General features: G+C 67.5%; 20 protein-coding genes. 16 read left to right on the top strand and 4 right to left on the bottom strand.

Annotated features, from left to right (window positions below; all coding sequences use genetic code 11):
* Positions 1-307 precede the first annotated feature (307 nt).
* The 14 genes from G332_RS0105325 to G332_RS0105255 all read left to right on the top strand — a co-directional run bounded on the left by G332_RS0105325 (position 308) and on the right by G332_RS0105255 (position 13541).
* On the top strand, positions 308-2914 hold the full coding sequence (locus G332_RS0105325; protein ID WP_019625965.1) for a DNA topoisomerase I: 2607 nt from the start codon (positions 308-310) through the stop codon (positions 2912-2914).
* A 40-nt stretch (positions 2915-2954) separates the two neighbouring features.
* The gene (locus tag G332_RS0105320) at positions 2955-3491 is read left to right on the top strand and encodes an L-threonylcarbamoyladenylate synthase (protein WP_156000771.1); all 537 of its coding nucleotides are present in this window, start codon (positions 2955-2957) and stop codon (positions 3489-3491) included.
* A gap of 16 nt (positions 3492-3507) precedes the next feature.
* A complete protein-coding gene (gene hemF, locus G332_RS0105315) occupies positions 3508-4437 on the top strand; it encodes an oxygen-dependent coproporphyrinogen oxidase (RefSeq protein WP_019625963.1) in 930 nt (309 codons plus the stop codon).
* 35 nt (positions 4438-4472) lie between these two features.
* On the top strand, positions 4473-5489 hold the full coding sequence (gene hemB, locus G332_RS0105310) for a porphobilinogen synthase (RefSeq protein WP_019625962.1): 1017 nt from the start codon (positions 4473-4475) through the stop codon (positions 5487-5489).
* On the top strand, positions 5486-6334 hold the full coding sequence (aroE, locus tag G332_RS0105305) for a shikimate dehydrogenase (protein WP_019625961.1): 849 nt from the start codon (positions 5486-5488) through the stop codon (positions 6332-6334). Before hemB ends, aroE begins: the two co-directional genes overlap by 4 nt.
* 103 nt (positions 6335-6437) lie before the next feature.
* Positions 6438-7100 carry an OmpA family protein gene (locus G332_RS0105300; RefSeq protein ID WP_019625960.1) on the top strand — a complete coding sequence of 221 codons (663 nt, stop codon included), beginning with the start codon at positions 6438-6440 and terminating at the stop codon, positions 7098-7100.
* A gap of 252 nt (positions 7101-7352) precedes the next feature.
* Complete coding sequence (gene aroQ, locus G332_RS0105290) at positions 7353-7793, top strand: type II 3-dehydroquinate dehydratase (RefSeq protein ID WP_019625959.1); 441 nt, start codon at positions 7353-7355, stop codon at positions 7791-7793.
* Positions 7794-7802: 9 nt separating this feature from the next.
* Positions 7803-8264, top strand: a complete 462-nt coding sequence (gene accB / locus G332_RS0105285; RefSeq protein ID WP_019625958.1) for an acetyl-CoA carboxylase biotin carboxyl carrier protein — start codon at positions 7803-7805, stop codon at positions 8262-8264.
* Positions 8265-8313: 49 nt separating this feature from the next.
* Complete coding sequence (gene accC, locus G332_RS0105280) at positions 8314-9660, top strand: acetyl-CoA carboxylase biotin carboxylase subunit (RefSeq protein WP_019625957.1); 1347 nt, start codon at positions 8314-8316, stop codon at positions 9658-9660.
* 34 nt (positions 9661-9694) lie between these two features.
* A complete protein-coding gene (prmA, locus tag G332_RS0105275) occupies positions 9695-10576 on the top strand; it encodes a 50S ribosomal protein L11 methyltransferase (RefSeq protein ID WP_019625956.1) in 882 nt (293 codons plus the stop codon).
* A 41-nt stretch (positions 10577-10617) separates the two neighbouring features.
* The gene (locus G332_RS0105270; protein ID WP_019625955.1) at positions 10618-11325 is read left to right on the top strand and encodes a DUF3426 domain-containing protein; all 708 of its coding nucleotides are present in this window, start codon (positions 10618-10620) and stop codon (positions 11323-11325) included.
* Between the two features lie 3 nt (positions 11326-11328).
* Positions 11329-12162 carry a hypothetical protein gene (locus G332_RS0105265; RefSeq protein WP_019625954.1) on the top strand — a complete coding sequence of 278 codons (834 nt, stop codon included), beginning with the start codon at positions 11329-11331 and terminating at the stop codon, positions 12160-12162.
* 69 nt (positions 12163-12231) lie between these two features.
* On the top strand, positions 12232-13224 hold the full coding sequence (dusB, locus tag G332_RS0105260) for a tRNA dihydrouridine synthase DusB (protein ID WP_026340623.1): 993 nt from the start codon (positions 12232-12234) through the stop codon (positions 13222-13224).
* Positions 13221-13541, top strand: a complete 321-nt coding sequence (locus G332_RS0105255) for a helix-turn-helix domain-containing protein (protein ID WP_019625952.1) — start codon at positions 13221-13223, stop codon at positions 13539-13541. The genes dusB and G332_RS0105255 overlap by 4 nt, the downstream gene beginning before the upstream one ends.
* Before the next feature lie 262 nt (positions 13542-13803).
* On the opposite strand, the gene G332_RS0105250 is transcribed toward G332_RS0105255, so the two are convergent.
* Positions 13804-14583 (bottom strand): inositol monophosphatase family protein, encoded by a 780-nt coding sequence (locus G332_RS0105250; RefSeq protein ID WP_019625951.1) that lies wholly within the window; start codon positions 14581-14583, stop codon positions 13804-13806.
* A 134-nt stretch (positions 14584-14717) separates the two neighbouring features.
* Between G332_RS0105250 and G332_RS0105245 the strand changes: the two genes are divergently transcribed.
* On the top strand, positions 14718-15035 hold the full coding sequence (locus tag G332_RS0105245) for a DUF2322 family protein (RefSeq protein ID WP_019625950.1): 318 nt from the start codon (positions 14718-14720) through the stop codon (positions 15033-15035).
* Between the two features lie 359 nt (positions 15036-15394).
* Here the strand turns inward: G332_RS0105245 and G332_RS0105240 are convergent, their stop codons facing one another.
* Genes G332_RS0105240 through G332_RS0105230 form a run of 3 tightly spaced genes read right to left on the bottom strand, consistent with a single transcriptional unit; the run spans position 15395 to position 16934 of the window.
* Positions 15395-15979, bottom strand: coding sequence for a histidine phosphatase family protein (locus tag G332_RS0105240; protein ID WP_019625949.1), 585 nt, complete (start codon positions 15977-15979; stop codon positions 15395-15397).
* Positions 15976-16554: a 1,6-anhydro-N-acetylmuramyl-L-alanine amidase AmpD gene (gene ampD / locus G332_RS0105235; protein WP_019625948.1), complete on the bottom strand. Its 579-nt coding sequence runs from the start codon at positions 16552-16554 to the stop codon at positions 15976-15978. Before ampD ends, G332_RS0105240 begins: the two co-directional genes overlap by 4 nt.
* On the bottom strand, positions 16551-16934 hold the full coding sequence (locus G332_RS0105230) for a thioredoxin family protein (protein ID WP_019625947.1): 384 nt from the start codon (positions 16932-16934) through the stop codon (positions 16551-16553). Before G332_RS0105230 ends, ampD begins: the two co-directional genes overlap by 4 nt.
* An 86-nt stretch (positions 16935-17020) precedes the next feature.
* Here G332_RS0105230 and G332_RS0105225 point away from each other — a divergent pair, with 86 nt between their 5' ends.
* Positions 17021-19072, top strand: a complete 2052-nt coding sequence (locus tag G332_RS0105225) for a UvrD-helicase domain-containing protein (protein WP_019625946.1) — start codon at positions 17021-17023, stop codon at positions 19070-19072.
* The last annotated feature ends 4 nt before the right edge of the window (positions 19073-19076 follow it).

The following is a 19076-nucleotide window of genomic DNA, read 5'->3' as shown; positions in this document are numbered from 1 at the left end:
GAGGGACACACCGTTCGCTCGACGCCTGCCTGCGATACAGGGATGCGCCGCCGGAACCGACCGCTGTAACTGGTTGATTCCGAAGCAGACCAAATATCCCTTTGCCAGTGCAAAGGGGTACGGGACGATGCAGCGCCGAGCACGCTGAACCGGTCGGGATGGCTTGATTCAGCGCGTCCCGAGGGGTCACACGGTAGCCACGGGCGTTTTCCTCATCTAGTCTTTAGCGCCCGTGACCCCGGTTGCCTCCGGGCAACCGCCACCGCCCCATACGGAACCCGCTGCCACGGAGACGGTCCCGAGCGACATGAGCAAACACCTCGTCATCGTAGAGTCGCCCGCCAAGGGCAAGACCATCGAGAAGTACCTCGGCCCGGACTACCAGGTCATGGCCTCCTACGGCCATGTACGCGACCTGGTGCCCAAGGAGGGCGCCGTGGACCCGGAAGACGGGTTCCGCATGAAGTACGACATCATCGAGCGCAGCGAAAAGCAGATCGAGGCGATCGCCAGGGCGCTGAAGAAATCCGACGACCTGATCCTCGCGACTGACCCCGACCGTGAAGGCGAGGCGATCTCCTGGCATCTCTACGAGGTGTTGCGCGAACGCGGTCTACTGGACGATCGTGACGTGCACCGGGTCGTGTTCCACGAGATCACCAAGAAGGCAATCCAGCAGGCGATCGACGAGCCACGCGATCTGGCCAGGCCGCTGATCGACGCCCAGCAGGCGCGTCGCGCACTGGACTACCTGGTCGGCTTCAACCTCTCCCCGCTGCTGTGGCGCAAGATCAAGCGCGGCCTGTCCGCCGGCCGCGTGCAGAGCCCGGCGCTGCGCATGATCTGCGAGCGCGAGAACGAGATCGAGGCCTTCGTCGCGCGCGAATACTGGACGCTGGATGCGAAGGTCGAGCGCCAGAGTCAGCCGTTCACCGCGCGCCTGACGCACCTTGACGGCAACAAGCTGGACCAGTTCGACCTGAACAATGCCGAGCTCGCGCACGACGCCCAGAAGCGCCTGACCGAGGCGGCCCGAACCGACCTTGAGTCGGTGAGCCCGAGCGCGATAGGTGAATTGCGCGTCGCGAAGGTCGAGAAGAAGCAACGCCGCCGCAACCCGGCCGCGCCGTTCACGACCTCGACCCTGCAGCAGGAGGCTTCGCGCAAGCTCGGCTTCACCGCATCGCGCACCATGCGCACCGCGCAGCAGCTGTATGAAGGCATCGACCTCGGCTCCGGCGCGATCGGCCTGATAACCTACATGCGTACCGACTCGGTGGCCCTGGCCGGAGAGGCAATCGGCGAGATCCGCGGCCTGATCGAGGAACGCTACGGCGCCAACAACGTCCCCGACAGCCCGCGCCAGTACAAGACCAAGTCGAAGAACGCACAGGAGGCCCACGAGGCCATCCGCCCGACCTCCGTGCGCCGCGTGCCGAACGAGGTCCGTGAACGCCTGAGCAGCGACCAGGCCCGGCTATACGACCTGATCTGGAAGCGCACCGTCGCCTGCCAGATGATCCACGCGACCTTCGACACCGTCGCCGCCGACCTGGTCCCGGGCGACAGCCAGCACCAGTTCCGCGCCACCGGCTCCACTCTGGTCGACCCCGGCTTCATCGCCGTATACCAGGAAGGTCGCGACGATTCCGCGGATGACGACGAGGACAAGCGCCTGCCGGAGATGGCCGAGGGCGACACGGTCCAGCTCGAAGAGGTCACCGCCGACCAGCACTTCACCGAGCCGCCGCCGCGCTACACCGAGGCCAGCCTGGTGAAGACGCTGGAGGAATACGGTATCGGCCGTCCGTCCACCTACGCCAGCATCATCTCCACGCTGCAGTCGCGCGAGTACGTGGAGATGGACGGCAAGCGCTTCATCCCGACCGATACCGGCCGGATCGTGAACAGCTTCCTGACCCAGCACTTCGACCGCTACGTGGACTACGACTTCACCGCGAAGCTCGAAGACGAGCTGGACGCGATCTCGCGCGGCGAGAAGGACTGGGTCCCGGTGCTGGACGCCTTCTGGGGCGACTTCCGCGACCGGGTGAAGGAGAAGGAAGAGAACGTCACCCGCGCCGAGGCCGTGCAGTCGCGCGAGCTCGGCACCGATCCCAAGAGCGGACGCCCGGTCAGCGTCCGCCTGGGTCGTTTCGGCCCGATCGTGCAGATCGGCACCAAGGACGACGAGGAGAAACCGCGCTTCGCCGGCCTGCTGCCCGGACAGAAGATGGACAAGATCACCCTCGACGAGGCGCTGGAGCTGTTCAAGCTGCCGCGTGACCTCGGCGAGACCCCCGAAGGCGAGCCGGTGCTGGTCAATATTGGCCGCTTCGGACCGTACGTGAAGTACGGCGCCAAGTACGCCTCCCTCAGCCCGGATGACGACGTCTGGACCATCGAGCTGCCACGCGCGCTGGAGATCGTCGCCGAGAAGAAGAAAAAGGACGCCGAGCGCTTCATCAAGAGCTTCGACGAGGAAGGCATCCAGGTGCTGAACGGGCGCTACGGGCCCTACGTCACCGATGGCAACAAGAACGCCAAGATCCCCAAGGAGACCGATCCCAAGTCCCTGACGCTGGAACAGTGTCAGGAACTGATCGCCGCTGCCCCGGAGCGCAAGGGCCGTGGGCGCAAGGGGGCGACGAAGTCGACCGCCAAGTCCTCCGGCAAGACCGCCTCCAAATCGGCCTCCAAGTCGTCGACCGCGAAGAAGGCGACCACCACCAAGAAGGCCGCCAGCAAGACGAGCACGAAAAAGACCACCCCGAAGAAAAACACGTCGAAGACAGGCACATCGAAGAAGGCCCCGGCGAAGAAGGCTTCGACTACCAAACCCGGCGCCGCGAAATCCGACGACGGCGACAGCCGCCTGAGTGCCCGGCCCTCCGGCGACCGTGGATCGGACTGACCTGCTGCTGACCCCCGAGATCGAACCCGTCGCGCAGTGCATGCGCGACGGTGGCGTGATTGCCTATCCCACCGAGGCCGTCTTCGGCCTTGGCTGCCGCCCGGATGAGCCCGAAGCCATCCGGCGCATCCTCGCGGTCAAGGGCCGCCCGGCCGCCAAGGGGCTGATCGTGGTCACTGACCGACTGCAGCGCCTTGCACCCTGGCTGGCGCCACTGCCGGCCGAGCACCGGGCCGAGATCGACGCCAGCTGGCCGGGGCCGACCACCTGGCTGCTGCCCGTCACCGATGCCTGTCCGCCCCTGCTGCGCGGAGAACACGACAGCCTCGCGGTACGCGTCACCGCCCACCCGGAGACGCGCGCGCTGTGCGCGGCCGCAGGCAGCGCCCTGGTCTCCACCAGCGCCAACCACACGGGCGCAGCCCCCTGCCGAACCTGGGACTGCGTTGCCTCACAACTCGGCGCGGGCATCGATGCGATCCTGCAGGCAGAATGTGGCGGGCGCACCGCACCCAGCGCGATCCGCGACGCTCGCACCGGGGCCTGGCTCCGGGGCGCGCCGGACACCCACGAATAACCAACCGGGACGCAGCATGAGCCAGGACCACGTCTCCATCGACCGTGTCATCGAATATCTGCAGGGCCTGCAGGACCGCATCTGCCAGGGCCTGGAGGGCCTCGACGGCCAGGCCCGCTTCCAGGAGGACGCCTGGGAACGCCCGGCCGGCGGCGGCGGCCGCACCCGCGTGCTGCGCGAGGGGCGGGTCTTCGAGCAGGCCGGGGTCAACTTCTCCCATGTGATGGGCGACAACCTCCCGGCCTCGGCCACCGCACACCGCCCGGAGATGGCGGGGCGTTCGTTCCAGGCCACCGGGGTGTCGCTGGTGATCCACCCGCACAACCCGTATGTGCCGACCTCGCACGCGAACGTACGCTTCTTCATCGCGGAGAAGCCCGGCGAGGAACCGATCTGGTGGTTCGGCGGCGGCTTCGACCTGACGCCCTACTACGGCTTCGACGCGGACTGCATCCACTGGCATCGCACGGCCGAGGCCGCCTGCCGCCCGTTCGGCAAGCACCTCTACCCGGCGCACAAGAAGTGGTGCGACGAGTACTTCCACCTCAAGCACCGCGACGAGCCGCGCGGTGTCGGCGGGCTGTTCTTCGACGACTTCAGCGAGGGCGGCTTCGAGCACGCCTTCGGCTACATGCAGAGCGTCGGCAATGCCTATCTGGATGCGTATGGCCCGATCGTCGAGCGTCGCCACGCAACCGAATACGGCGAGCGCGAGCGCCAGTTCCAGCTCTATCGGCGCGGGCGCTATGTCGAGTTCAACCTGGTCTACGACCGCGGTACCCTGTTCGGCCTGCAGTCGGGCGGGCGTACCGAGTCGATCCTGATGTCGCTGCCGCCGCTGGTGCGCTGGGAATACAACTACCAGCCGGAGGCCGGCACGCCCGAGGCCGAACTCTACGAACGCTACCTGAAACCGCGCGACTGGCTGGCCGAGGCCGACCAGTAACAAGGCCCGCAACAAGACCCACGCAAGGATCTGGTATGACCGCACCGATCGCCCCCTATCCCGCCGGCCGCCCGCGCCGCATGCGTCGCGACGCCTTCTCCCGCCGCCTGATGCGCGAGCATCACCTGCGCGCGGACGACCTGATCCTGCCGGTGTTCGTCACCGAGGGCGAGGGCGTGCGCGAGGCCGTGCCGTCGATGCCCGGCGTGGAGCGCGTCTCCATCGACCAGCTGCTGGAGGAGGCGGCCGCGGCCGTGCGCCTCGGCATCCCGGCCCTGGCCGTGTTCCCGGTCGTCCCGGGCGAAAAGAAGAGCCTGGATGCCGCCGAGGCCTGGAACCCCGACGGCCTGGCCCAGCGCGCGGTACGCGCCCTGAAGCAGGCCCACCCCGAGCTGGGCGTGATCACTGACGTCGCCCTGGACCCGTTCACCACCCACGGCCAGGACGGCATCACCGACGACGACGGCTTTGTTGTGAACGACATCACCGTCGAGGCCCTGGTGAAGCAGGCCCTGTCGCATGCCGCGGCCGGGGCCGACGTGGTCGCCCCCTCCGACATGATGGACGGGCGCATCGGCGCGATCCGCAGCGCACTGGAGGACGGCAGGCACGTGCACACGCGCATCCTCGCCTACTCCGCCAAGTACGCCTCGGCCTTCTACGGCCCGTTCCGCGATGCGGTGGGCTCGGCCGGCAATCTGGGCAAGGGCGGCAAGGAGACCTACCAGATGGACCCGGCCAACGGCGACGAGGCCCTGCACGAGGTCGCGCTCGACCTGGCCGAAGGCGCCGACATGGTGATGGTCAAGCCGGGGATGCCGTATCTGGATGTGGTCCGCCGTATCCGCGACGCGTTCCAGCGCCCGACCTTCGTCTATCACGTCTCCGGCGAGTACGCGATGCTCAAGGCCGCCGCCGAACGCGGCTGGCTGGACGAGCGCGCCTGCGTGCTGGAGGCCCTGACCGGCATGAAGCGCGCCGGGGCCGACGGCATCCTCACCTACTACGCCCGCAGCGTGGCCGAATGGCTGGCGGAGGACGCGGCCCGATGAGCGAGTCGCGCCCGGATCGTTATGGCGTGGTCGGCAACCCGATCCGCCATTCGCTGTCGCCGCGCATCCATGCCCTGTTCGCCGAACAAACCGGGCAGCATCTGACCTACGAGGCCCTCCTGGGCACCCCGGGGCAGTTCGCCGAGGAGGCCTGGGCGTGGTTTTCCTCCGGGCTCCGGGGCCTGAACGTGACCGTCCCGTTCAAGGAAGAGGCGTTTGCCCTGGCCCGGGTCCTGACCGACCGTGCCCGGCGCGCCGGTGCCGTAAACACCCTCTGGCGCGACGACGAGCGCCAGCTCCACGGCGACAACACCGACGGCATCGGCTTCTGCCGCGACCTCGACCGCCTGAGTGGCGAGGTGCCCGGCCGGCGCATCCTGATCCTCGGGGCCGGCGGCGCAACCCGCGGGCTCCTGCAGCCCCTGCTGGAGCGCCGCCCCGCACAGCTGGTGATCGCCAACCGCACCGCGGCGCGGGCCGAGGCGCTGGCCGAGGACTTCGCCGACCTGACGATCGAGACCGAGCTCTTCGCCTGCGGCCTGGATACCCTGCCCGCCGGCCCGTTCGACCTGCTCATCAACGCCACCGCCGCCGGCCTGTCCGACGCGGGTCTGAGCCTGCCCGCGTCCCTGGTGCATCCAGGCAGCCTGGCCTACGACCTGGTCTACGGATCGGGTGCCGCCCGGTTCCTCGACTGGGCCAGTGATGCCGGCTGCCGACAGACGGCGGACGGCCTGGGCATGCTGGTCGAACAGGCCGCCGAGGCCTTCGCGATCTGGCGCGGCGTTCCCCCCGACACCGCCCCCGTCTTGCGCCAACTGCGTCACGAAATCGCTCGCCAGTAGCACGGCACGATACCGGGTTCATCGACGGTTCACCCGTCCCGTTGCAAGCTGGCGGGCATCCTAGCCGCCACTCGGCAGGCAACACCAATACGGGAGAAGTACCATGCAGCGCATCCTGGCCCTGGCCGCCACCAGCACCCTGATCCTGGTAATGGGTTGCACCACCACCGATCCGTACACCGGCGAAGAACGCGTCTCGCGCGCGACCATCGGCGCGGGTATCGGCGCGGCCGCAGGTGCGATACTCGGCAGTGCGACCAGCAGCCGCAATCGCACCCAGCGCGCGATGATCGGGGCCGGCATCGGCGCCCTGGCCGGCGGCAGCATCGGCAACTACATGGACAGCCAGGAGGATGCACTGCGCGAACAACTCCGTGGGACCGGGGTCAGCGTGACACGCGACGGCGACAACATCATCCTCAACATGCCGAGCAACATCACCTTCGGTTTCGACCGCACCGACATCAAACCGGAGTTCCATGATGTCCTCGACTCGGTTGCACTGGTCCTTGAGGAGTTCGACCAGACCGGCATCGAGGTTGCCGGACACACCGACAGCACCGGGCGGGAGGAATACAACATGGATCTGTCCCAGCGCCGCGCCGACACCGTGGCCCAGGCCCTGACCCGACGCGGCGTTCAGTCCATCCGCATCCACACGCTCGGCCTGGGGCCGCATCAGCCGGTGGCCTCCAACGACACCTCTGCGGGTCGCGAACAGAACCGCCGCGTGGAACTGACCCTATTCCCGCTGACGTCCGGCTAGGCGTCTGTCGGGTTGGGCGATCGTCGCGAACCAGGGCAGCAGGGGCGCGAGGCTTTCCCCGGCCCCTCGAAGCGCATCACAGGGACGCTGCGCCGCCATGTTTGATCACAGCGTACAGCAGGCCCCGGGCCGCGAGCGGGCCGCACTGGACACCCCCGCCCCTCCTGCGGCAGAATCCGGACATTAGCTGCACTGTCATTTTTCAGTGCATTCGCGTCCATTCTCGACAGGATCGCTACCTATTCCCCAGCCATGGCGACCATACTGCTGCTCAACGGCCCCAACCTGAACCTGCTCGGACAGCGGGAGCCGGAGCGCTACGGCACGCAGACCCTGGCGGACATCGAAACCGAACTGCGGACCCGGGCGGAACAGGCCGGGGCCACCTTTGACTGTCTTCAAAGCAACCACGAAGGGGACCTGATCGACCGCATCCACGCCGCCCCCGGCGCAGGCGTACAGCGCATACTGATCAACCCGGGCGGCCTGACCCACACCAGTGTCAGCCTGCGCGATGCCCTTCTGGGCGTCGCCATCCCGTTCTACGAGATTCACATCAGCAACATTCACGCCCGCGAGCCCTTCCGCCAGACGTCACGCCTGAGCGATGTGGCCGCCGGCCTGGTCAGTGGCTTTGGAACCATTGGCTACCGGCTGGCCCTGGACGCGGCGCTTGCAGCCATCACGGAATAAGAGGCTTCCATGGACATTCGCAAGGTCAAGAAACTGATCGACCTGCTCGACGAGAGCGGCATCCACGAGATCGAGATCCACGAAGGCGAGGAATCGGTCCGGATTACGCGTGCCGCCAGCGGGGCCGCGCTGGCCGCGCCTGCCCCCGCCCCGCAACCGGTCGCGGCCCCGGCGGCGCCCGCTGCCACCGTGGCGACACCCGCCGCCGAGCCCGCACCTGCGGCGGCGGAGATGGACGGCCACCGTGTGACCGCGCCAATGGTCGGCACCTTCTATCGCGCACCCAGCCCCGGCTCCAAGCCGTTTGTCGAGGTCGGGCAGACGGTCGAGGTCGGCGAGACCCTGTGCATCATCGAAGCGATGAAGATGCTCAACCCGATCGAGGCCGACCAGGCCGGCACCGTCCGCGACATCCTGGTCGAGAACGGCAACCCGGTGGAATACGGGCAGCCGCTGTTCATCATCGGATGAACCCATCCGCCGGGCGGCACGCCCGGCTTCGCTGGAAACAGGTTCGAGCATGTTTGAAAAAATTCTGATCGCCAATCGCGGCGAGATTGCCCTGCGAGTCCTGCGCGCCTGCCGCGAGATGGGGATTGCCACCGTCGCCGCACACTCCAGCGCGGACCGCGACCTGAAACACGTGCGCCTGGCCGACGAATCCGTCTGCATCGGCCCCGCCGCGTCAGGCGAGAGCTACCTGAACATCCCCGCTCTGATCGCCGCGGCCGAGGTCACCGACGCCGGCGCGATCCACCCCGGCTACGGCTTTCTTTCGGAGAGCGCGGATTTCGCCGAGCGCGTGGAATCCAGCGGCTTTGCCTTCATCGGTCCGCGTGCCGAGACCATCCGCCTGATGGGCGACAAGGTCTCTGCCAAGCAGGCCATGCTGGAGGCCAACGTGCCCTGCGTACCCGGCTCCGGGGGGGCACTGGGCGACGATGCGGACACCAACCTCGCCCTGGCGCGGGACATCGGCTATCCGGTGATCATCAAGGCCGCCGCCGGTGGTGGTGGCCGTGGCATGCGCGTGGTGCATACCGAGGGCGCACTACTGAACGCGATCGCGCTGACCCGCAACGAGGCCCAGCAGGGCTTCGGCAACGACACCCTGTACATGGAGAAATATCTGGAACATCCGCGCCACGTGGAGTTTCAGATCCTCGCCGATACCCACGGCAACGCCGTATGCCTGGGCGAACGCGACTGCTCCATGCAGCGCCGCCACCAGAAGGTGATCGAAGAGGCCCCGGCCCCGGGCATCAGCGACGAACAGCGCCGCACCATGGCCGACCGCCTGATCCGCGCCTGCCAGGACATCGGCTACCGCGGCGCCGGGACCTTCGAATTCCTGTACGAAAACGGCGCGTTCTACTTCATCGAGATGAACACCCGCCTGCAGGTCGAACACACGGTTACCGAACAGGTGACCGGTATCGATCTGGTACGCGAGCAGATCCGCATCGCCGCCGGCGAGCCGCTGGGCTATACCCAGGACGACATCCACATCAACGGCCACGCGATCGAGTGTCGCATCAACGCCGAAGACCCCAGCACCTTCATGCCCAGCCCCGGCACCATCCAGCAGTATCACGCCCCCGGCGGGCCAGGCATTCGCATGGATACCCACATCTACAACGGCTACGCGGTACCGCCCTATTACGACTCGATGATCGGCAAGCTGGTCGCCCACGGCAACAGCCGCCGGATCGCGCTCGGGCGCATGTGCGGGGCCCTCGGCGAGATCGTGGTGGACGGCATCCAGACCAACGTCGCCCTGCACCGCGACCTGATGCTTGACGCCAACTTCCAGCGCGGCGAGACCGACATCCACTACCTCGAGAAGAAGCTGAAGGCACAGGCCTGAGCCCTTTCCATAATCACCAGGGAACACTGACGCCATGAGCCTTGCCGAACTCGAATGCCAGATCAGCCCGGAACAGGCCGAGCCGCTGGGAGACACCTTGTTCGAACTGGGTGCGGTCAGCGTCGAGCTCTTCGACGCAGCCGACGAACCACTGTTCGAGCCGCCACTGGGCACGCACCCGCTGTGGTCCACCGTGCGCCTGAAGGCGGTATTTTCGGACTCCACCCAGGCCGGTCTCGCAGCCGCCGCTCTGGAACGTCAGTCCGAGGCCCCCGACTCGATTCTGGTCCAGGCTATCGAGGACCAGGACTGGGTACGGGCCGGGCTTGACGGGCTGGGGGCCCTCCATTGCGGGGAATCGCTGTGGATCGTCCCGTCCTGGGAGGACGAGCCGGCCATCGAGGAGGGCACCTTCGTGCGCCTGGACCCCGGGCTCGCCTTCGGGACCGGCAATCACCCGACCACCGCCATGTGCCTGGCCGCGCTGGCCCGGCAGCCCCCGCTCGATCAGGACGTGCTCGACTATGGCTGTGGCTCCGGCATCCTCGCCATCGCCGCACTCAAGCTGGGGGCCCGGCATGCGCTGGGGATCGACATCGATGCCCAGGCCGTGCAGGCCACGCGCAGCAATGCCGACGTCAACGCCATCCCCCCGGAACAGCTGGACATCGGGCTGACCGATCACCCGGTGGCGGATGCCGCCTACGACCTGGTGCTGGCCAACATCCTCGCCAAACCGCTAATCGATCTCGCTCCGGAACTGGCACGAGCCGCCAAACCGGGTGCACGAATTTTGCTCGCGGGCCTGCTGGAACGTCAGGCCGACGAGGTAATCGCCGCCTATTCCGAGGCCTTCGACATCGGGGTCGAGGACTGCCGCGAGGGCTGGGCCCTGCTCGGCGGACGCCGACGTTAAAGGATCTCCCGAGCGCGGCTGCCACAAACCGGCCCCACGCCATGCTCGCCCGCTGCCCCGCATGCCAGGTCACCCACGCGGTTACGCACGGGGACACCCTGCGTCTGCTGCGGGTTCGGTGCCACAATTGTGGCGCCGAGTTCGATTTGCTCCCCAGCCTCGAGTTCGGCGGGGCCGGGGCCCTCGGGCGTGGCTTCACACCCGTCCTGCGCACAGTCACCATTCGCGTCGATACGCCTCGCAACGCGACCGTCAAATTGAACATCGAGCCCGATGCCGGGACGCACACCACCCCCACGGCCAGCCGCCGCTGGCCCGCTGTCCTCCTGGCGTCGGTGCTGTTCGGACTGCTGAGCCTGCAATGGCTGCTCGTCCCCCCGGTCGCACCGGGCCAATATGAGATTCTGGATCAGACCCGCGACGCACTGTGTACGCAAGTCCCCTGCCCCGCCTGGCACCCGCTGCGGGCACCGGAACAGGTGCGAATCTCGACACCGGATCTCTCTGCCGCCACCGATGGCGGCCTGCAGCTGCAGTTCTCGCTCGAGAGTCCGGTGCAGCAGGCCTGGCCGGTCCTGGACATCCACCTGAGCGACCGCCTGGGGACCGCACTCGGCTATTTGCGCCTGGCCCCCAACGACTATGCCGCACCCGATACCCTGATGACCGCGAACCATGCCACCGCCGTACGCGTCGTACTGGCCGATCCACCCGGTCCGAGCGCCGGCATCACCATCCTGGCCCGCTGACTCATGCGCGAGGAGCCCCCGGACCCGGGCCTGATCCAGGCCGCCGAGGCGCGGCTGGCCCGGACCCGCGGGCGCATCCAGGAGCTCGAATTCGACGGCCGGCACTATGTGCTCAAGCGCGTACGCGCAAAGGCCCGCAGCCGATACCAGCAATGGGCAGTTCGACTGCTGTGCCGTCTGTTCTTCCCGCGCCTGACCGCACCCGGCAATGCATCACCCCGCAACGGCTGGCGCGAGCTGGAACGGGTGCGCATGCTCCGGAACGCCGGACAGAACGTGCCGCGGGTTGTCGCCACACTGCCCGACGCCGTGATGTACACCCACTGCGGCAAGAGCGTGGAACAGCACCTGCGCCACCAGGACCCGGCCGAGCGCCGGACCACCCTGCACACGGTCACCCGCAATCTGGCAGCCTTCCACCGCGCCGGCTACTGGCATGGCGGAGCCCAGTTACGCAATGTCCTGTTCGATGGCGAGCATTACTACCGGGTGGATTTCGAGGAGGACCTTGAACAGGTCCTGTCGCTGGAACTGGCGCAGGTGTACGACCTTGCACAACACCTGGCCGATGCGACGACCTGGGTACAACACGAGGACCAGGCCGAGGCCCTGGGACTGGAGCTGCTGCATGCCTACCAGCAACTGCACTGGAGCCCCCGGCACACGCAGGCATTGCGCGGCGTGGCGCGCCTGCTCGCTCCCCTGCACTGGCTGGGGTGCCGACTGCGACATGCGCGCAGCCGCGATGTACGCCGTGGCGTCGCGATGGCACGCGTCACCCGCTCCGGCTACCGCCACCGCCCGGCGGCCGCACCCACGTCGGAGCAGGACCGCTGACATCCCGGCATCCCGATCTGTGAACTGCTAGACTATCGGGCCTTTTTTCGCGCCTTCGTTCCAAATCCGATGCAGCTTGGTCCCCACCATTTTCCGGATCCCGCCGTGTTCCTGGCTCCGATGGCCGGCATCAGCGACCGCCCGTTCCGATTGCTGGCGCGGCGCCTGGGGGCGAGTGCGGCAGTCTCGGAAATGGTGACCTCCGACACCCGGCTGTGGGCCAGCGACAAGAGCCGACACCGGCTCGACCACCGCCAGGAACCGCGGCCTCGGATCGTGCAACTGCTGGGTAACGAGCCGGATGCACTGGCCACGGCCGCGCGCGAGAACGTGCTGCGTGGCGCCGACGTGATCGACCTGAATCTGGGCTGCCCGGCGAAAAAGGTCTGCAGCAAGGCGGCCGGTTCCGCGCTGCTCGGTGAACCGGGCCGGGTCCGCGAGCTGCTGCAGGCCCTCACCGCTGCGGTGGATGTGCCCGTGACCCTGAAGATGCGACTGGGGCTGGACCGTGAACACATCAACGCCGAGACCATCGCGGCGATCGCGCAGGACTGCGGTATCGCGATGCTCACCGTTCACGGCCGGACCCGCGCCGATGGCTACCGCGGCCAGGCCGACTACGCGGCCATTGCACGCGTCGTGCGTGCAGTCTCGATCCCCGTGCTGGCCAATGGAGATATCACCTCCCCCGAACGGGCCCGTCGGGTACTCGAGACCACCGGCGCCGCCGGAGTGATGATCGGCCGCGCGGCCCAGGGCCAGCCTTGGCTGCCGGGCCAGATCCGGGCAGTCCTTGCCGGGCAGCCGATGCCGCCCGCACCAAGCCTGGCGGCCCGGCTGGCCCTGATCGAGGAACACATCCGCGGGCTGCATGCCCAGTACGGCGAACCGCAGGGCGTGCGTATCGCGCGGAAGCACCTGGGCTGGTATCTTCTTGGGCTGGGTCTCGACGAGGCCCGTACCCTGGCGGCACGGGCCGACCTTCTCGCCGCCACTACGGCCAGCGCACAGCTGCGGCGCCTGCGCGCCAACCTGACGGGAATCGCAAGCGAGGCTGCATGAGCACGGACCTGCAACGAAACACGGATGCGGGCAAGACTGCGCAGGTCGGCCCGCTGGCCTCAGATTGCGTACTGGCCGAGTCCGTCCGTCTCGCCCTGGAGCAGTACTTCCAGACCCTCGACGGACAGAGCAGCCATGACCTCTACGCGCTGGTCATGAACGAGGTAGAACGCCCGCTGCTGGCCAGTGTTCTGGAGCGCTGCAGCGGCAATCAAAGCCGCGCTGCCGCCCTGCTCGGGATCAATCGCGCCACCCTGCGCAAGAAACTGCGGGCCCACGGGCTTGTAGAGGCTAACGGTAACGGCTCCGCGAGCTGACGTTCGGCACAGGAAGACAGGACTTGATCAAAAACGACGCTCAGCCCGTCTGAGGGGTTGTTTGCGCCCGGGCAGGCCCCCCCTGCCCCGTTGGGGAACCCGCTGGCTCCGGGTCCAGAGTCCAGCCGGTGACCGCCCAAAAGGCAGGGCATCTTTGGGCCCGCCCGCAACCGCGTGCCGTCACCCTCCCAATCTTCCCGTCTTTCTCTAAGCCGCCCTTCTCTGTGTCCGCTGTGTCCTCAGGGAGTCAGTCAGTCCGCCGCTAGCCGTGCCAGCCGAGGCGGCTCAGGGCCGTGCGGTGCAGATCCGGGGTAGCCGCGGCCAGGACGCTGGTCGTCTCCAGGTCCAGCTCGCCCCCGGACAAGTTGGTGAAGGTCCCGCCCGCCTCGCGCACAATAACCGCCAGCGCCGCGATATCGAGGATGTTCACGTCCGACTCGATGATCAGGTCGATACTGCCGCGCGCCAGCAGGTGGTAGTGGTAGAAGTCGCCATAGCCGCGCGTGCGATTGACCTCGGCCGTGATCCCGCCCAGCGCCTTCCAGCCCTCGGGATGCTGCGCCAGGGTCTTGAGGTTGCCAGTGGAAAGAGAGGCGCGCGCGAGCTCGGCCGTCTGCTCGACCGCGATCGGCTCGCCGTTGAGGAACGCACCCTGGCCCTTTTCCGCCCAGGCCCGCTCGCCGAACTGGATGCCGTTGGACAGCCCCAGGATCAGCTCGCCCTTGTACATCAGCGCAATCTGGGTGGAGAAGAACGGATAGCGGCGCACAAAACTCTTGGTGCCGTCAATCGGGTCAATCAACCAGACGTAGTCCGAGTCCATGTCCGACTGGCCGGTCTCCTCGCCGTAAAATCCGTGATCCGGAAAACGCTCGCGGATCACCTGGCGGATCGCCTGTTCGCTCTCCACGTCAGCGCGGGTCACCGGGGTATCATCGGCCTTGGTTTCGACGTCGACACCCGCCTCGTAATAGTGGCGGATCACCTTTTCGGCGGCATCGGCAGCGGCCTGGGCCGCCTCCATGAACGCGGTTTGCGGCATGTTCGTGTCCCCTCGACAAAAGCCGCTATCCTACCACGGGCGTCATCCCGGCCTGCCCCTCCCGCCCACGCGGGTTGGTTGTCGCGCCGCGGCCATGCCCCGATAATGCCGCGATTCTTTCGAGGAGCCCGACGATGTCCAAGAAGCTGCCCGACGTCAGCAATATCGAACGCCTGGAACTGTTTGGCGAGGACTACAACCCCACGGCCACCATCGAGAACCGGGACGGCCAGACCCTGTCGCTGCAGATCTATTACCAGCTGGCCCTGGACTACGGCGGCATCGGACCGAAGGCCGCCAACTCGGGGCTGCTGATGTACGGCAGCCATGCCGATGACGCCCGCGCCAACCCCGGCAAGCACCCCAATATCGATCGCCTGTTCGAGGTGCTGAACAACGACTACTACCTGTCGGTGAAGGCCGTCCCCCGGCGCGACACGCAGGCCGGCTAGGGAGACGCTGATTGAATCGCACGTCCGCGTGGGTGCTCCCCCAGTTTTTGGAGACAAGCGTTCCGAGACCAAACGCGGCGTGCAGCGGGTAGTGGTTCTACCCGCCCGTTCTCGATGGATTCGGGGCGCAACGCAGGATCGGGCCATATTCATTCAGAATCGGGGGGCACCAACCCCACGAGCCAGTGAAAGCAGGGGCTCGGCCGCCCGTTGCTGATCAAAAACGGGTGTGCGCAAAGTGTTGCGGTTCACCTGTAGCCGAATGACTACGCGGCCGTCACCGCGCATTAAACGCACGCAAAAGCGACTCGAGCGCGCACGTGCGATTAGATCAGCGTCTCCCTGGGGGCTGGACCGGCTCAGACCCGGCTGGCGTAAAGCAGCCGCCAGCCGCGGGTCGGATGCCGCTGCAGGCGGGTACGACTGGCGTAGTCGCACTCGAGCTGGTAGAGGCGGTCGTCCGGCATGCCCAGCACCCAGCCGACCAGCGCCCGTATAACCCCCGCGTGCACCACCATCAGCACCCGTTCCGACTGCAATGGCCGCAAGGCCGTATCGAAACCGGCCTCGACCCGGCGGCGAAAGGCCGCCAGCGGCTCCGCCCCGGCCGGGCGCGCGTGCACCGGATCGGCGTAAAAGGCGCGGTATTCCTCCGGACGGTCCCGCTGCAGCTCAACCCGGGTACGCCCCTCCCAGTCGCCGAAGCCGATCTCGCGCAAGCCTGGCTCCACAATCAGCGGCAGGTCCTGTGTAGAGGCGTAGTGCTCGGCGAAGGCCCGGCAGCGCTGCAGTGGCGAGCTGACCACGAACTGCCATCCGGGCTCGCCACGAACCGCTCGCTCCATCTGGCCCCATCCGCGCGCACTCAGCGGATCGTCGCAGCCATGGCCACGGTAACGCTGCCCGCCCTCCGGTTCGCCGTGTCGCAGGAGATCCACAATCATGCCTCGGCCTCCCGCAGGCGGGCCGCCAGCGTTTGCCAGTCAAAGTACGGGCCCGGGTCCGTCTTGCGCCCCGGGGCGATGTCGCTGTGCCCGGCCAGGGCCTGCGGTCCAATCCCCGGGAAATACGATCGTAACCAGCGAATCAAACCCGCCAGCGCCGTGTACTGCACCGGGGTGAACGGGTGGTCATCCGTGCCTTCCAGTTCAATGCCGATGGAGAAGTCGTTGCAACGTTCCCGCCCGTCCCAGTGCGATACCCCGGCATGCCAGGCCCGGCGTGAAAACGGCACGTACTGGACCAGACGACCCTCGCGGTCGATCAGCACATGGGCCGAGACCCGCAGTGCGGCGATCTCCGCAAAATACGGATGGGCCGCAGGGTCGAGGCGGTTGCGGAACAGTTCGCTGATGTAGGGGCCTCCGAACTCGCCCGGCGGCAGGCTGATCGCGTGGACCACAATCAGCTCCGGCTCCTGACCGGGCGGACGAGCGTCCTGATTCGGGCTCTCGACCCGCCGTGCGGGCGGGTACCAGTCCCGCTGCACGAGGGCCGTGGCGGCAGGGCGGGCGGTCACGGCGCCTCCTCCGGCGGTCGCGCGAGTACGGCGGCCAGCGCCGCGCGCAGCAGCGGCAGGCGCGGCGGGGCCTCCAGGCGGCCGTGATAGGCGCCGGCGCGGAAGACGAACAGCGCCGGCAGGTGGAATACCTCGAATTCCCGCACCAGTGCCGTATCGGTCTCGGCGTCCACCACGAACAGGGCGGGGGCATCCGCCTCCTCCCGCCAATCGGCCAGGACCCGCCCCATCACCTTGCAGGCGCCGCAGCCCTGACGCGTGAACAGGATCACCGCCGCCCCGGGGAGATCCATCAGGCGCTGGTGAAAGTCGAACTGGGTCAGGCTCGGAAGCGGGACCCCGTGCGCGGCCGCCGCTGCGGCCGGCGGTACATTGGTCAATGGATTACCCTCACCGCTGCAGTCTTTATGAATCGGGTTGCGTGGGTTAGTTTACGCGCCCCGCTGCAAAGGAATCGACCGCCCCGGTGTCCGAACTCAACCCGCAACAACAGGCTGCCGTGACCACCACGGACCGCCCCCTGCTGGTACTGGCCGGGGCCGGTTCCGGCAAGACCCGCGTGATCACCGAGAAGATCGCCCACCTGATCGAACAGCGCGGGCTGGAGGCTCGGCGGATCGTCGCGATTACGTTTACCAACAAGGCCGCGCGCGAGATGCGCGAGCGCGTCCAGGGGCGCCTGTCGAAGGAACAGGCACGCGGGCTCGGCGTCTCCACCTTCCATACCTTCGGGCTGAACTTCCTGCGCCGCGAACTGGCCGCGGCCGGGCTGCGCGCGGGCTTCTCCATCCTCGATCCGGGCGACTGCCGCTCGCTGCTGCGCGAGATCACCTACCGCGACGATGCCGGCTCCGAGGTCGACGCCCTGATCGGCCACATCAGCCGCTGGAAGAACGACCTGATGACGCCGGAAGAGGCGCTACAGGAGGCCAGCCAGATGAGCGACGCCCCGGAGGCGCTCGCCGCGGCCAACCTCTACCCGCGCTACGAGGACGCCCTGCGCGCCTACAACGCGGTAGATTTCGACGACCTGATCAAGCGCCCGGTGGACTGCCTGCGCGCGGATGCGGAGCTGCGCAACCGCTGGCAGGACCGCATCCGCCACCTGCTGGTGGACGAATACCAGGACACCAACTCCGCGCAGTACCAGCTGGTGCGCCTGCTGGTCGGGGTCAGCGACGGCCTGACCGTGGTCGGCGACGACGACCAGTCGATCTACGCCTGGCGCGGCGCGCGCCCGGAAAACCTCGCGCGCCTGCAACAGGACTTCCCGCGCCTCGAGGTCATCAAGCTGGAGCAGAACTACCGCTCCACCAACCGCATCCTGCACACCGCGAACGCGCTGATCGCCAACAACCCGCACGTGTTCGAGAAACGCCTGTGGAGTGCCCTGGGCGAGGGCGAAAAGATCGAGGTCATCGGCTGCTCCGACGCCGACACCGAAGCCGCGCGCGTGGTCTCGGAGCTGATGCGCCGGCGCTTTCGCCTGAATGCAGGCTGGGGCGACTTCGCCATCCTCTACCGCAGCAATCACCAGTCCAGGCTGTTCGAGAAGCTCCTGCGCGAGCAGGGCATCCCCTACCGCCTGAGTGGCGGCCAGTCGTTCTTCGAGAAGGCCGAGATCAAGGACCTGGTCGCATATCTGCGCCTGCTGGCCAACCCGGACGACAACACCGCCTTCCTGCGCGTGGTCAACGTGCCGCGCCGCGAGATCGGCCCGGCGACCCTGGAGAAACTGGGCCACTACGCCAACCAGCGCGGCACCTCGCTACTGCAGGCCGCGCGCGGGGTCGGCCTGTCCGAATACATGGATGCCCGCGCCCAGGCACGCCTGGAACGCTTTACCGACTGGGTCGACGGCTTCCAGCGGCGCGGCATGGAAGAGGCCCCGGACGCCCTGCTGCGCGCCCTGATCGAGGATATCGACTACGAGTCCTGGCTGCTGGAAAACAGCCCCAACCCGCGGGCCGCGACCCGGCGCATGGAGAACGTGCGCGAGTTCATCGACTGGGTCGGGCGCATGGGCGGGGGCAACACCACCGCCGAATACGGCGACGACCAGTCAGACGACGAACAGACCATGGACCTGGCCGACATCGTCAACCGCATCAGCCTGATGGACATCCTCGACCGCAACCGGGATGCCCAGGATAGCGGCGAGTCCGTGCAACTCCTGACCCTGCACACGGCCAAGGGTCTGGAGTTCCCGCATGTCTGTCTGGTCGGCTTCGAGGAAGAACTGCTGCCGCACCGGGTCAGCGTGGAGGACGACTCCATCGAGGAGGAGCGCCGTCTCGCCTATGTCGGGCTGACCCGTGCCCAGCAGACCCTGCTGATCACCTACGCCCAGAACCGGGCCCGCTACGGCGAGACCATCGACTGCGAGCCCTCACGCTTCCTCGATGAACTGCCGGCAGAACACCTCGAATGGCCGGACGCCCGGCCGCCGGACCCCGAGACCCAGAAGCTCACCGCCCAGGCCCACCTGGCCGGCCTCAAGGCCATGCTGGAAAGTTAGAAAA

It is taken from the genome of Thioalkalivibrio sp. ALJT (genome assembly GCF_000381825.1).
Taxonomy (GTDB): Bacteria; Pseudomonadota; Gammaproteobacteria; order Ectothiorhodospirales; family Ectothiorhodospiraceae; genus Thioalkalivibrio.
Note: the sequence above shows the minus strand (reverse complement) of the source record. Positions and strands in the feature narration are given on the sequence as shown.

Coding starts and splice junctions, on each gene's coding strand:
- G332_RS0105320 (WP_156000771.1), top strand. CDS start 2,955: ATGCGCGACGGTGGCGTGATTGCCTATCCCACCGAGGCCGTCTTCGGC.
- G332_RS0105240 (WP_019625949.1), bottom strand. CDS start 15,979: ATGATTGTGGATCTCCTGCGACACGGCGAACCGGAGGGCGGGCAGCGT.
- G332_RS0105255 (WP_019625952.1), top strand. CDS start 13,221: ATGAGCACGGACCTGCAACGAAACACGGATGCGGGCAAGACTGCGCAG.
- prmA (WP_019625956.1), top strand. CDS start 9,695: ATGAGCCTTGCCGAACTCGAATGCCAGATCAGCCCGGAACAGGCCGAG.
- accB (WP_019625958.1), top strand. CDS start 7,803: ATGGACATTCGCAAGGTCAAGAAACTGATCGACCTGCTCGACGAGAGC.
- hemB (WP_019625962.1), top strand. CDS start 4,473: ATGACCGCACCGATCGCCCCCTATCCCGCCGGCCGCCCGCGCCGCATG.
- hemF (WP_019625963.1), top strand. CDS start 3,508: ATGAGCCAGGACCACGTCTCCATCGACCGTGTCATCGAATATCTGCAG.
- G332_RS0105270 (WP_019625955.1), top strand. CDS start 10,618: ATGCTCGCCCGCTGCCCCGCATGCCAGGTCACCCACGCGGTTACGCAC.
- G332_RS0105265 (WP_019625954.1), top strand. CDS start 11,329: ATGCGCGAGGAGCCCCCGGACCCGGGCCTGATCCAGGCCGCCGAGGCG.
- G332_RS0105300 (WP_019625960.1), top strand. CDS start 6,438: ATGCAGCGCATCCTGGCCCTGGCCGCCACCAGCACCCTGATCCTGGTA.
- G332_RS0105245 (WP_019625950.1), top strand. CDS start 14,718: ATGTCCAAGAAGCTGCCCGACGTCAGCAATATCGAACGCCTGGAACTG.
- aroE (WP_019625961.1), top strand. CDS start 5,486: ATGAGCGAGTCGCGCCCGGATCGTTATGGCGTGGTCGGCAACCCGATC.
- dusB (WP_026340623.1), top strand. CDS start 12,232: ATGCAGCTTGGTCCCCACCATTTTCCGGATCCCGCCGTGTTCCTGGCT.
- G332_RS0105325 (WP_019625965.1), top strand. CDS start 308: ATGAGCAAACACCTCGTCATCGTAGAGTCGCCCGCCAAGGGCAAGACC.
- aroQ (WP_019625959.1), top strand. CDS start 7,353: ATGGCGACCATACTGCTGCTCAACGGCCCCAACCTGAACCTGCTCGGA.
- G332_RS0105250 (WP_019625951.1), bottom strand. CDS start 14,583: ATGCCGCAAACCGCGTTCATGGAGGCGGCCCAGGCCGCTGCCGATGCC.
- accC (WP_019625957.1), top strand. CDS start 8,314: ATGTTTGAAAAAATTCTGATCGCCAATCGCGGCGAGATTGCCCTGCGA.